Here is a 12,454-nt window from a genome sequence, read left to right on the forward strand (position 1 = left end):
CTGAATCACATTGCCGCCGCTTTCATCAAGCAGCTTGCGGACTTCGGCAACGCATTTGCGTGGCACAATGATGTCGGGCATATTTTCCGCACCAGCAGGGCGCGGCAAGGTTACGCGGGCCAGACGGTGCCCGTCGGTTGCCGCAGCTTTCAGAACGGGTTCCGCATCGTCCGTGACGTGCAGGAAGATGCCATTCAGATAATAACGCGTTTCTTCAGTCGAAATCGCAAAGCGCGTCTTGTCGATGATCTGGATCAGCGAGCTAGCAGGAATTTCGAACGATGTGGGCAGTTCGCCTTCGGCGATCGTCGGGAAATCGTCGCGGGGTAGTGTCGCAAGCGAGAAGCGGGCACGGCCAGCGTTGACAGCCATGCGGCCATCGGCAGCATGCAGCTGCACTTGCGAACCATCGGGCAATTTGCGCGCGATTTCAAACAAGGTGTGCGCGGACACGGTTGTCGCGCCTGGAGTTTCGACATCGGCTGCAAAGGTTTCGACAACCTGCAAATCGAGGTCTGTCGCGGTCACCTTGATCTTGCCGCCTTCGCTGGCTTCGATCAGAACATTGGACAATATGGGTATGGTATTGCGCCGCTCCACAACAGATTGGACGTGGCTCAGGCATTTCAGCAGGGTCGCGCGTTCGATCGTGGCTCTCATTCAAATTCCCCTTGTCGGGCCGGGTGGTCCGCGAACCAGCCGAAAAACCCTATTACTATGCTGAATCTTACATAACCGCTTTGAACATTAGGGCAAGCCGATAGCTTTTGCCTCCAACAATATCCTGTGGAATAAGGGTAATATGGGTATTTCAACAAATAATAGACGGCTTTTCATCGCGCGGCATGGGGAGACTGTGTTTAACAAAGTGGCACGGATGCAGGGGCAGGCAGAATTGCATACGCCGCTGACTTGGGAGGGCTGCGTCCAAGCGCGTGAAATGGGCCGCGCGCTGTCGGATTATCTTGGGGCCGATGCCAGACCACAGCTTTGGTCATCAACCGCTGGACGGGCACTGCAAACGCTGGCGCTGATTGCGGAAGAGATTGATGCGGATTGGCACCAGACCCATCGCGACGACCGCTTGCTGGAAATCGACGTTGGGCACTGGTCAGGCCGGACCTATGCCGACATTTCTGCCGAAATAGGCCCAATCGTCGACATGGAGCATAAGTTGTTTTCCGTTCGTCCCGATGGCGGCGAATATTATGAAGAAGTGGCGCAGCGGTTGTCACATTGGCTCGGCAGTTTATCCTTTGACCAAGATATGCTGATCATTTGCCATGGCATGACGGCGCGCGTGCTGCGCGGGCTGTTGCTTGGGCTCAAGCCCATGGAACGATTTGACGCGCCAATCGCGGCCAGCCTTGCCCAAGGCAGCATGGTGATGATCCGCGATGGTGTGGAGGCGCTCGTTATTGATGGCAGCGGCCAAGGGGAGCGCGGATGAGGCGTGCAGCGCAGCTGCTATCTGTATTCCTGTCCACGCTTGCCCTCGCTGGGCCATTGTCCGCCAAGGAACGATTGGGTGTATATCAAGGCTGGGCAGCTTTTCGCGATCCTGCGGCGCATCGTTGCTATGCGATCACTGCACCGGAGGAAACGCTCAGCAAGCCCATCCACCCAGCTTTTTTATCCATCGGTTTTTGGCCAAGCCGCGGCGTGACACATCAGGTTTATGTCCGGTTGTCGTGTGACCGTTCGGCCAATAGCGGCGTTATTTTAAGTGCTGGCGGCCGGAGATTCAGGTTGAGGGCCGCGGGCGACGGGGTCTGGGCTTTGGATAGGCGGATGGATTTGGCCGTGGTGGCTGCGATGCGATCGGCAACGTCGCTGAGCATCGAAACGATTGGCCGTGATGGGCAGTCGATTATTGATACCTACAGTTTACGCGGCGCTCCAAGTGCGATCGACGCGGCTACTTTGGGATGTGCCGGTATGAAAACGAGCGCACCTCCGAATTGATGCACCGGAACGCAGCCAACCTGTTACGTACCGTTTACATTCTGAATGTGTTGGATGCAGAAATTGCGCCTGGGTATGGCTCTCGCACCGCGAGTCTCCAGTTTACTTCGGCCATAAGCCATGGAAAAACTACTGACCCGCCTACCTGAACACGCAGACAATATGTCGATTGCGTTGATATCTTCGTCTTTTTCGTCGCTTGTGCTTTTGAACGAGAATTTGACAGTCATTGCGGCGAGCAATTCTTTTTGCCTTGCATTTGATATCGATTGCGTTGCCGTGACCGGCAAAAAACTTGCTGATTTAGGCGAAGGCGAATGGAAAGTACGCCAACTGGATTCGCTCCTGCGCGCCACGATTGCCGGCAACGCAGCTAGTGATGTATACGAAATGGACCTTGTGCGTCCCGGCAAGGATACGCTTCGCCTTCTGATTAACGCGCATACGCTTGATTATTTTGAAGCCGAAAGCGTCCGCGTCTTTCTGGCCATTACCGACGTTACATCGCAGCGACTAGCGGACAAAGTGCGGGATGATCTTGTGCGTGAAAAGCAGCTATTGCTGCATGAAATACAACATCGCATCGCCAACAGCCTTCAAATCATCGCCAGTGTGCTTTTGCAGAGCGCACGAAAAGTTCAATCGACAGAGACTCGCGAACATTTGCGCGATGCGCACAACCGCGTCATGTCTATCGCCATGCTTCAAAAGCATCTTTCGTCGACGGCGGTCGAAAATGTTGCCCTAAAAAGTTATTTTCAGGATTTGTGCGCAAGCATCGGGGCGTCAATGATCGGTGAACCGCAACGGTTGGTGTTAACCAGCGAGGTGGATGACAGCGCCGAAGATTCGGATACCTCGGTCAGCCTTGGGCTGGTGGTCACAGAATTGGTTATCAACGCGCTGAAGCATGCGTTTCCCGGAGGAACTCAAAAGGGCACGATTAAGGTGGGGTACAAATCGGATGGTATGGCGTGGACATTGGTCGTGGCCGATGACGGTGTCGGAATGCCAAAGGATCCAGAGGATCGTAAGCCCGGCCTTGGAACCGGCATTGTCGAGGCGCTCGCCAGCCAATTAGGCGCAATTGTCAGTGTGACTGATGAAGCGCCTGGGACGAAAGTATCCATCGTCCATAGCTAATCAGTAGCTTTGCTGGCTTTTCACCAACAACCCCCTTATAGGCGCGGCCATCATGCAGATACCCGGCCATATCGACCCTGTAGTCACCCGGCGCGATATCACCCCGCGCGCCGATGGACGCATAGACCTGATGGGTCTCAGCCATCTCCAAATCCGTCAGTTATTTGAAGAATCGCAGTTGGATGAAAAAGCTGCAAAACTGCGCTCAAAGCAGGTTTTCCATTGGATATACCATCGCGGCGTCACTGATTTTGAGGCGATGACCGACATTTCCAAGACCATGCGGCCATGGCTTGCGGACCGTTTCGTCATTGGCAGGCCCGAAATTGTTGAGGCGCAGCTGTCGTCGGACGGCACGCGCAAATGGCTTTTGCGGACCGACGATGCGCAGGATTATGAAATGGTGTTCATTCCCGACGCTGATCGCGGGACCCTATGTATTTCCAGCCAAGTGGGTTGCACGCTGAACTGTCGTTTCTGCCACACGGGCACAATGCGGCTGGTGCGCAACCTGACGCCCGGCGAAATCGTAGGGCAGGTCATGCTTGCCCGCGACGCGCTCGGCGAATGGCCGAAAGGCAACATGGCGTCTGTGGCGGCGGACGAAGACGAAGACGACGATGTCGGGCATTACACCGCTGACGGCCGCATGCTGACCAATATCGTGCTGATGGGCATGGGTGAGCCGCTGTACAATTTTGATAACGTCCGTGATGCGATTAAGATTGTCATGCATGGAGATGGCCTTGGCCTGTCGCGTCGTCGAATCACTTTGTCGACGTCTGGCGTCGTGCCGATGATGGCGCGGGCGGGCGAAGAGATAAACGTTAATCTGGCCGTCTCGCTGCACGCGGTGACCAAGGAGGTACGCAACGAACTCGTGCCCCTTAATCGCAAATATGGCATTGATGAGTTGTTGCGGGCCTGCGCCGAATATCCCGGCATCAGCAATGCGCGGCGGATCACGTTTGAATATGTGATGTTGAAAGACAAGAATGACAGCGACGCAGATGCGCGCGAACTCGTGAGCCTTATCCGCCAATATAAGCTGCCCGCCAAGGTCAACCTGATCCCGTTTAACCCATGGCCCGGCGCAACCTATGAATGTTCTGACCCCGAACGCATTAAGCGTTTTTCAAGCATCATATTCGAAGCCGGCATCAGCGCACCCATCCGCACACCCCGCGGCCGGGACATCATGGCCGCGTGCGGGCAATTGAAATCTTCAAGCGAGAAGAAAAGCCGCGCTGAGCTGGATCGTTTGGCTGAGGAAAAACAGGCGGCGTTAGGTTAAGACATGGGCGCGCAAGGCACAGACGTGAACGGCGGCGTTTTCGCACGGCACAACCGCCTGCCATTCGCCATTGATATGGCGACGGGTTTATTGTTTTACATCATAGCCAAAATGACCGATTTGCAGACTGCCGCCTTGGTTGGCGTTGTCGTCGGATTGGGCCTTGTAACGTTTCAACGTATCACCAAAATCGACGTCACGGGCGGCCTCGCTTTGTTTGGCATTGTTATGCTCTGCATTTCGGCGGGCCTTGCAGTCTGGTTGAATGATGATAAATGGATCAAGCAGCGCGGCACGATTACTGGCCTGATAGCCGCCGGTTTCTTCATCATTGATGGTGCGCGCGGAGGGCCATATATCGGCAAAGGTTTGGCGCGCTATATGCCATATTCGGATATTCATGCGGGCCGCTTTGCAATCGTAATGGGCGTGATCGGGCTGATTATGGCAGCGTTGAATTATGGCGCGGCACAGCTACTTACGACTGACAACTGGCTGTTCTACAAAACTTTCATCGATAATTTTATCGTTATTGGTCTCGTAGTGCTCGGCATTCGTTATGCTCGGACAACGCCCGCTGGTTAAGCGAAAATCGCGACCGATTGCATGCCCGTCAGGACCGCGTCGCCACGGGTGTTCCACACGGTCATATATTGGCTGCTCGCGCCATTGGCGGCGTGGTGCGTCTCGCTCGACAAATACCACCAGCCATTTTCGGTGGTTGGCGCATCGGTCAGCATATTGATCTGCCAGTTCATGGAGCTCACCATGCCCTTTTCGGTCATTAAACCCATCGCCGACGGCGGGAGGGCGTCACCGATGCATATAAGCTCGGCGATAGGGTCAAGCCCTTCATGTTCGGTTAGGCGGTGCCAGCTTGCGAGCCGGTTTGTTGCCAATCCTAACTCAAGCCGTTTGTCGGGATATTGCATATGGCCGGTAAAGAACTCCGGCGGGCCGCTGCGCGCGCTATCGGCGGATGGTATCGGCGGAAATTCCGGCGCTGCGATATTAGTATAACTGAGGTGGCTATCGCGGCGGTTCATGAAGATGAAATTGCATGTCAGGCCGACGCCGTCCGCGCCTTTCACCTCCACTTGGATGAACGCAGTGTTCTTACCGCGCCGCAGGATATGCGCGCTGATCTCAATATCACCCGCCAGAGGCCCGACAAAGGCAATCTGTGCCGATTGTAGAGGGGGAAGGTCACCTGCCACCAGCTTGGCCGCCTGATAGGCCAGAACAGAGCTTAGGCCGCCATAAGCGGTGCGACCCTGATGCCAGCTTGGCGGAATGGAAATTTTGTGGGTCTTGGCGCCATGTGTAAATTGGGCGAGGAGCGATGCGAGGTTCATGAGGCTGACTTAGCGACGGAAAATCAAAGCCGCAAGTCACGCGCGAAATGTCGCTTGCGTTGGAATGCGTTGCGTGTTGAACCATGGCGACGCGCTAAAAGGGGGGGCTACCGATTTACAGCTGGATCGACAATTTGCTGCAGAACGGGAATGCTATCGCGCCAGAGACCATGGCGGGGGGCCTTGCAGCCCGGATTTTGCGCGCTGCAGTCGAGGAGGGCGGGAACCGGCGGGAGATTATCACCGCCGTTGGGCTTGACGAGGCACGGCTGCGCAATCCGTTGAGCCGGATTTCGGGACAAGTCGCCCTTCGTTTGTTCAAATTTCTGCAGACGCATTTTAACGATCCGGCGATTCATTTGCGCTTGGGTCAGAAAGCTGGTGCGCAGAGTTTCTCCGACTTTGGTTATGGCGCGCGGTTGGAGAGGGACTTGGGCGCCGTTATCAGGGCACGTGTCCAGGTTCAGGCGCTTCGGCAGAATATGGTGCGGACTGCCTTTTACTCCGATGGTACACCGCCCTATTTCACATGGGAGTGCGCGCCGGACCTGGTTCAGGATTATGCCAGCATTGTCGAATTTCTGGTCGTAAGCTTCGCGCATTTGTCACGGCAGGTTCTGGATGAGGCGCCGTTGTTGCCGTCCATACATTTTCGGCATCAGCCGCAATTTGACACCGCCATATACAAGGCGACCTTTGATTGTCCGGTTCGGTTTGGCATGCCGCAAACGCGGATGGACATGCTGGGGCGGCAGGTGTTTCGCCCTTCACCCTTTGCCAATCGGCCGCTGTTTGATGCGGCGTTCCAAAACTATGAGGAGCCATCCAAGTGGGCGCTGTCGGGCAAGACACATTTGGCCGTCGGCTATTTCTATCTCGCGAGTGAATTGGACAAATCACTGCCAACGCTGGAGCGGATGGCGGCATCCTTCGGGATGACTGCGCGCACCTTGCGCCGCAAGCTGGTCGAAGAAGGCATGTCCTTTCGCGACTTGCTTGACCGCGTGCGCCAGGACAACTGCAAGCTATACTTCATGGAAGACACCCGCCCTTTGGGCGAGATCGCGTTGTTGCTTGGTTATAGCGACCTCAGCGCCTTCACCCGCGCACATAAAAACTGGACAGGTTTTCCGCCAAGCAAGCGCTGACACCGCGGCCGAAGAATTGATACAACAAACGCCGCCACTGCGTCGTTTAATTGCGGCAATTTATCGTGGAAGACATCGCCAAGGGGAAAATGGTGGGCGTAGCAAGGATTGAACTTGCGACCCCTGCGATGTCAACACAGTGCTCTACCACTGAGCTATACGCCCACGCTGCGCCAGCCTCTAGCTGGGCTTGGTATATCATTCAAGCCTATTTCATTTTGTCGCAGCTTTCCTTGGCAAACAGGCGCTCGACCTCCAGAACCAGATCTTTGAGGTGGAAGGGTTTGGCCAGAATCTTGGCATTTGGTATCGACGCGCCGGCGCGCAGGGCAACGCCGGAAAATCCGGTAATGAATATGACGTCGGTGGTCGGCGAAACCATGTTGCAATATTGCGCGAGTTGGATCCCGTCCATTTCCGGCATGATGATATCGGTGAGCAACAAGTCGAACCGTTCGGCCTCAAGCAAGGGCGCGGCTGCGGTGCCACTATCAACAGCGACCACTTCATAGCCCGATCGTTCCAACGCCCGCGCGAGATATTCGCGCATGACCTGTTCATCTTCAGCGAGCAAAATGCGGAACATCACCGGTCCTTAAAAATCCCTAGGGTCAGGACCACTTAAATAATTGCGGAGAATTAATTTTTTTGCACCATCTTGCCAATTATCTGCCAATAAACTGAGGAAGCAAAGTGAGGACGCGCGTGACGACACGGGATGCAGATGGATTTGCAAGTTGGGGCACCGATTCGCCGTCGGTCCCGGTGTTGCTGTCCGTGCCCCATGCCGGGCGTGATTATCCCAATGACATTTACGACGCACTGCGGCTTCCACCCGCCGCGTTGGTTCGGCTTGAGGACCGATATGCCGACCTGCTGACGCGCCGTTGCGTGCAAATGGGGCATCCCGTGATTATGGCGCACCGGGCGCGGGCGTGGATTGACCTGAACCGGGACACGCAGGATGTCGACGCAGATATGGTGCAAGGGGCGCAGCGAGCGGATTACCCCAGCCCCGGCGTCAAAACGCGGGGCGGCCTTGGCCTCATCCCGCGGCGGCTCTCAGGGGAAGGTGAGCTTTGGAAGCGTCAGTTTACGCTGGATGAAGTGCAGCACCGTATAACGTCCTTCCACCAGCGCTATCATGACGCGGTTGGCGCGATATTGGAGCGCATGCGGCAAAGGTTCGGGGTCGCTATCCTGCTTGATTTACACAGCATGCCGCCAATCCGCAGTGCTGCTGACGGACCAGCGCCACAATTTGTGGTCGGCGACCGGTTCGGTAAAAGCGCAGCGTCCATATATGCAGAGCTGCTGTTATCGCGACTGCATGCGCAGGGTTATGTTGCGGCGCTGAACCATCCCTATGCTGGCGCGTATATTCTGCGCCGTCATGCGCGGCCGCGCGCGAACATCCACGCACTTCAGCTTGAAGTCGACAGATCGCTGTATCTAGATTCTGATTTGCGTCAGCCCGGCGCCGGCCTAGATCATATCAGTGCGCTTATCCCGGCGCTTGTAGCTGCGCTTGCAGACGAGGCCTTGGGCCCAGCCGCGCTTATCGCTGCCGAATGAAGGCGTAAAAAAACCACCCCGGAATGCTCCGGGGTGGCCAAGGTTCAGGGAGTTGGTGCCCATGCAGGCACCGGTTGGATGGAAACGGGAGGGGATGATTCCATCCAGTACCAAGAATGGTACTTTGACGTGTCAGTTTCAAGACTCAAATTTGTATTTTATCCCCACAGGTGACCAGTCACCCGAATATTGAGGGGAAATGCGCGTTAGCTGCCTAAGGCCACATGCGTTGAATGAACGGCATCTTGTCGATAAACTGGTGCTTCAGCGCGCCCAAGACATGCAGACCTATGAGAATAAGCAGCGGCGTCGCCAAGAATTCATGGCTCTCATGCGCGAAGCCCGACAGCATCGTATTTTTGCCAATGGCCATATCAACGGTGAACAGGCCAAAGAAATCCACTGGTGCGGCTTTGCCATTTGCACCAATCATGAGCCAACCTGTGAGCGGCATGACGATCATGAGGACGTAGAATAACATATGAACCGTAAGGCCCGCTTTGGCTTGTAAACCAGCCACCTTGTAAGGCAGCGCTGGCGGACGGTGGCTAAGACGCCATAAGATCCGGCCGACAGTCAGCACCAAAATGGAAATGCCAATGGCCTTATGCGGGCTCATATAAGTCGCGCGCGCGGCCTTAGGCAGATCTTCCGCCAGATTTGCCAAAAGGATGTTTGCGCCAATCAATAGGGCTATCGCCCAATGAAATAGGATCGCGATTTTACTATATTTGCCCATGCCGTCACTCCTGAAGAATGGGTGACGGCACATAAGAAGCCAGCGACATTAGTTCGAAGGCAATTCCGTCACTTGGGGCACCTTACCCTGTGCAACCTGAACTGCAAATATTTCCCGCATTAACTGCAGCGAGAATAAATGCGCGTGGATCAGAGCCAAGATACCATTTTGGTTCAACTTGCGGACAGTATCACCGCGCAGATCGCGCAACTTTGTCTCGTCAATCATTTTGAAGCCGCGATAGATAAAGGGCTGCTCCTGGCCTTCTTGTTGGATGGACACTTCGCCGTCCATGAGAAGGTCGAGTTTTATCAGTTCTTCAACAAAGGCATGCGTTTGCGCACCGGCATTTTCAAAGTCCTCACAGAACTTCAAAATGGCTTGCGTGTTCTCGCTTGGCTTGCCGTCTTCGAACATTGGCGTGCCTTCGTCGAATTCACCCACGGCACCAGACGTTGGGTCAAAGCACAAGGACAACTCGTCGGTATCAGGACGCAGCTTTGCAAGCAGGAAGGGATAGCGACGGATATATGCAGGGATGTATACCGGACGGTCAAACTGCCCTTCTTCGTTCATGAAGGTGTTCACGCCTTCATTCATGCCCATGAGGATCAGCGGTACGGGATTGTCCGTCGCGGAAAAAATGATCGGATAGTTGCGCGATGCGGGAACGAATTCCTCAATCGTCAACGGGATAGCATGTTGTCCATCCATGAATTTCGCGTTTTCAAGCATACGCGATTTCCAGGTCACATGGTCGTTGCTGTTAAGCGGGATCAGGTCGTTGTACAAAAGTGGCAAGTTGGCGGCTTGGGGTGCGGTGGCCATATGTAACTCCAGTGCTTGATTATGTGACGAAAATTCGATGCGGCGCTTTAGGCGGACAGCGGCCGTTAGGCAAGTGGAACAAGCTTACCCGGATTCATGATGCCGAGTGGATCAAATGCATTTTTAATCGCACGCAAGGCCACCAGCCGGGCTGGTTCTGCCAACCGCTCAAACTCCGCGATCTTGGCCTGCCCAATCCCATGTTCAGCTGAGAGTGATCCGCCATATGCGCGGACCCGGTCGTAGACGTGCGACGTAATAGCTTTACCGTCATGCGCATACCAATTGACTACATCAACGCCGTCGGGTGCCTTGACGTGGAAATGGATATTGCCGTCGCCCAAATGTCCAAAAGCTAATGTTTTTGTGCCCGGATACGCGGCTTCAATCGGTGGGGCTTCAACCTCAATGAACCGCGCCATGGCCGCCACGGGCACGCTGATATCATGTTGCAGAGCTGGCCCTGCAGCACGTTCGGCTTCGGCAATGGAGTCCCGGATTTTCCAAAATGCTTCGGCTTGTGCGTCACTGCTTGCTATGGCCGCGTTGCCGAGCAGATTGGCGCTCATGGCCTGCTCTAGCAGTTGCATCGCCAATTCGCGCGGTGACGACTGTGCGGCATCATCCTGAACAAACTCCATCAACGCATGCCAGCGGTGCTGCGTTTCAAGCGGCGCGCGCGTTCCTGCGATGTGGGTAGTAACAGTGTTCAACGCGCGGTCGGGCAGAATCTCGAACCCTTCAAGCCGCTCACGGCCATGCCGCTGCATGAAAAGCAGCAATTCATAAGCTTGGCTTGGGCTGTCGACACCTGCCCACACGACGCAACGATCCAGCAACGCAGGGACAGTGTGCAGGACGGCTTTCGTAACGACGCCAATAGTGCCTTCCGCGCCAATCAGCAGTTGTTTCAAATCATATCCGCGGTTGTCTTTTTTCAGCGGTGCCATTGCATCATAGATGGATCCGTCGGGTAGCACCGCCTCAAGTCCCGCCACCAACATACGCATTGTGCCGTGCCGCAAAACTTGGGTCCCGCCAGCATTTGTCGAAATAAGACCGCCTATTGTGGCCGACCCCTTCCCACCTAAGGTCAAAGGGAAGCGTCTGCCGACTTTTGCTGCGGCCTCATGCAAATTCTGCAAAATTACCCCAGCATCGCACGTCACCAAGCCGTCATCCGCGTCAATCGCCGTGATGCTGTTCATCCGCCGCAAGGAGAGGATAAGCTGCTGTCCGCTGCTATCTGGCGTTGCGCCGGCGACCATGCCACTATTCCCGCCTTGCGGAACCAGCGAAATTTTGTGTTTGGCCGCAAGCTTTATCACCGCGGCAACCTCTTGCGTGTTGGCCGGGGAAAGCAGGGCAGGTGACGATCCTGTAAAACGCCCACGCCAGTCCGTTAGCCAAGGCGAAATGACGTCATTTTCGTCTGAATAGCCCTTTGACCCCAATATGGCCCGAAATTCCGATAAAATGTTTACATCTGGCACGGTATTTTCCATTGTCTGCAAAGGGTCTGGCATGCAATTCATGATAGGTTCAACCCTATCGGGTAAAGCTGATAGAACTTCAACTTGATACCGGAATGTTTCTTGCGCGCATTAATGGCCTTTATCTTGTTTACGGGTGGACTGACAACATTGTCGCATAGCGCTTTGGCGGACTTTCAAGTCACCGCTGCGCAGAACCCGTTCACGCCCTTATTTGGGTTGAAGACCGACTTTGATCAAGTGCGCATTGACCAACGGGTCGTTATCAGGCTGCCCAGTCAGCCCGCTCCGCCCGCTGCCGTCGGGGCACAAAGACAGTCATTGGCTAAGATCGAGTATAAGGAGAAAAAGATCGGGAAATGCTTGTGGTTGGGTAGGCTAGGTGGTTCGCGCCCTGGGCCGGATCGCACGCTAGAGTTGCTCACGCGGGACGGTGTTCTTATTCGCGCATATTTGAGCGAAGGCTGCCTTGCGCGTGAATTTTACGCTGGGGCATATATGGAGCGATCTTATGATGGCAAATTATGCGTAGATCGTGATATGTTGCATGCCCGAACCGGCGCCAAATGCCAGATAGACAAATTCAGGCTGCTGATACCGCGCTAAAGGCAGGGCCGCTGGCATATATCTTGACATTTCTGCCCGTAGCGACCAATCGCGACGCTGGTCACCGTGGATTTGTCACTGGCGACGTTGCACCATTTTTTTCCGGAACATCATATGCGTTTTGCCGACATCGGCTTGTCTGACGAGTTATTGAGAGCCTTAAGCGAGGCTGGCTATGATGAGCCAACCCCCATTCAGGCCGCCGCCATCCCGCAAGTCCAGATGATGCGCGACATCATTGCCATTGCGCAAACGGGCACGGGAAAAACCGCAAGCTTTGTCCTGCCGATGATCGATGTGCTCGCCAA

15 protein-coding genes and 1 tRNA gene are annotated in these 12,454 nt (G+C 55.1%); 9 read left to right on the forward strand and 7 right to left on the reverse strand.

The window, feature by feature from the left end:
• Positions 1-660: DNA polymerase III subunit beta (dnaN, locus tag ACIQ2T_RS08170; protein ID WP_397590380.1), on the reverse strand; the 660-nt coding region annotated here is incomplete at its 3' end.
• Positions 661-802: 142 nt separating this feature from the next.
• Here dnaN and ACIQ2T_RS08175 point away from each other — a divergent pair.
• The 5 genes from ACIQ2T_RS08175 to ACIQ2T_RS08195 all read left to right on the forward strand — a co-directional run bounded on the left by ACIQ2T_RS08175 (position 803) and on the right by ACIQ2T_RS08195 (position 4,987).
• Positions 803-1,450 carry a histidine phosphatase family protein gene (locus tag ACIQ2T_RS08175; protein WP_397590381.1) on the forward strand — a complete coding sequence of 216 codons (648 nt, stop codon included), beginning with the start codon at positions 803-805 and terminating at the stop codon, positions 1,448-1,450.
• Positions 1,447-1,965, forward strand: coding sequence for a hypothetical protein (locus ACIQ2T_RS08180; RefSeq protein ID WP_397590382.1), 519 nt, complete (start codon positions 1,447-1,449; stop codon positions 1,963-1,965). Before ACIQ2T_RS08175 ends, ACIQ2T_RS08180 begins: the two co-directional genes overlap by 4 nt.
• 120 nt (positions 1,966-2,085) lie before the next feature.
• On the forward strand, positions 2,086-3,108 hold the full coding sequence (locus ACIQ2T_RS08185; RefSeq protein WP_397590383.1) for a sensor histidine kinase: 1,023 nt from the start codon (positions 2,086-2,088) through the stop codon (positions 3,106-3,108).
• Positions 3,109-3,160: 52 nt separating this feature from the next.
• Entirely contained in the window at positions 3,161-4,402 is a 1,242-nt protein-coding gene (rlmN, locus tag ACIQ2T_RS08190; protein ID WP_397590384.1) for a 23S rRNA (adenine(2503)-C(2))-methyltransferase RlmN, read from the forward strand.
• Positions 4,403-4,405: 3 nt separating this feature from the next.
• Positions 4,406-4,987 (forward strand): septation protein IspZ, encoded by a 582-nt coding sequence (locus tag ACIQ2T_RS08195; RefSeq protein WP_397590385.1) that lies wholly within the window; start codon positions 4,406-4,408, stop codon positions 4,985-4,987.
• On the opposite strand, the gene ACIQ2T_RS08200 is transcribed toward ACIQ2T_RS08195, so the two are convergent.
• A complete protein-coding gene (locus ACIQ2T_RS08200) occupies positions 4,984-5,757 on the reverse strand; it encodes a thioesterase family protein (protein WP_397590386.1) in 774 nt (257 codons plus the stop codon). The genes ACIQ2T_RS08195 and ACIQ2T_RS08200 overlap by 4 nt on opposite strands.
• Before the next feature lie 134 nt (positions 5,758-5,891).
• Between ACIQ2T_RS08200 and ACIQ2T_RS08205 the strand changes: the two genes are divergently transcribed.
• Positions 5,892-6,905 (forward strand): AraC family transcriptional regulator ligand-binding domain-containing protein, encoded by a 1,014-nt coding sequence (locus tag ACIQ2T_RS08205; protein ID WP_397590387.1) that lies wholly within the window; start codon positions 5,892-5,894, stop codon positions 6,903-6,905.
• A 90-nt stretch (positions 6,906-6,995) separates the two neighbouring features.
• On the opposite strand, the gene ACIQ2T_RS08210 is transcribed toward ACIQ2T_RS08205, so the two are convergent.
• Positions 6,996-7,070: transfer RNA gene (locus ACIQ2T_RS08210), tRNA-Val, on the reverse strand.
• 43 nt (positions 7,071-7,113) lie between these two features.
• Complete coding sequence (locus tag ACIQ2T_RS08215; RefSeq protein WP_397590388.1) at positions 7,114-7,491, reverse strand: response regulator; 378 nt, start codon at positions 7,489-7,491, stop codon at positions 7,114-7,116.
• 119 nt (positions 7,492-7,610) lie between these two features.
• Here ACIQ2T_RS08215 and ACIQ2T_RS08220 point away from each other — a divergent pair, with 119 nt between their 5' ends.
• Positions 7,611-8,480, forward strand: a complete 870-nt coding sequence (locus tag ACIQ2T_RS08220; RefSeq protein ID WP_397590389.1) for an N-formylglutamate amidohydrolase — start codon at positions 7,611-7,613, stop codon at positions 8,478-8,480.
• A gap of 214 nt (positions 8,481-8,694) precedes the next feature.
• Here ACIQ2T_RS08220 and ACIQ2T_RS08225 read toward each other — a convergent pair whose 3' ends face one another.
• The 3 genes from ACIQ2T_RS08225 to ACIQ2T_RS08235 form a co-directional block, all read right to left on the reverse strand.
• Positions 8,695-9,219, reverse strand: a complete 525-nt coding sequence (locus ACIQ2T_RS08225) for a cytochrome b (protein ID WP_397590390.1) — start codon at positions 9,217-9,219, stop codon at positions 8,695-8,697.
• 48 nt (positions 9,220-9,267) lie between these two features.
• A complete protein-coding gene (locus ACIQ2T_RS08230; RefSeq protein ID WP_315469774.1) occupies positions 9,268-10,047 on the reverse strand; it encodes a SapC family protein in 780 nt (259 codons plus the stop codon).
• A gap of 65 nt (positions 10,048-10,112) precedes the next feature.
• Positions 10,113-11,573, reverse strand: a complete 1,461-nt coding sequence (locus ACIQ2T_RS08235) for an FAD-binding oxidoreductase (RefSeq protein WP_397590391.1) — start codon at positions 11,571-11,573, stop codon at positions 10,113-10,115.
• Between the two features lie 69 nt (positions 11,574-11,642).
• Between ACIQ2T_RS08235 and ACIQ2T_RS08240 the strand changes: the two genes are divergently transcribed.
• Positions 11,643-12,146 carry a hypothetical protein gene (locus ACIQ2T_RS08240; protein WP_397590392.1) on the forward strand — a complete coding sequence of 168 codons (504 nt, stop codon included), beginning with the start codon at positions 11,643-11,645 and terminating at the stop codon, positions 12,144-12,146.
• 114 nt (positions 12,147-12,260) lie between these two features.
• Positions 12,261-12,454, forward strand: a 194-nt coding sequence (locus tag ACIQ2T_RS08245; protein ID WP_397590393.1) for a DEAD/DEAH box helicase, incomplete at its 3' end; no start/stop codon positions are given.

Origin of the sequence: Sphingorhabdus sp. (assembly GCF_044357595.1) — a bacterium.
Lineage (GTDB): Bacteria > Pseudomonadota > Alphaproteobacteria > Sphingomonadales > Sphingomonadaceae > Sphingorhabdus_B.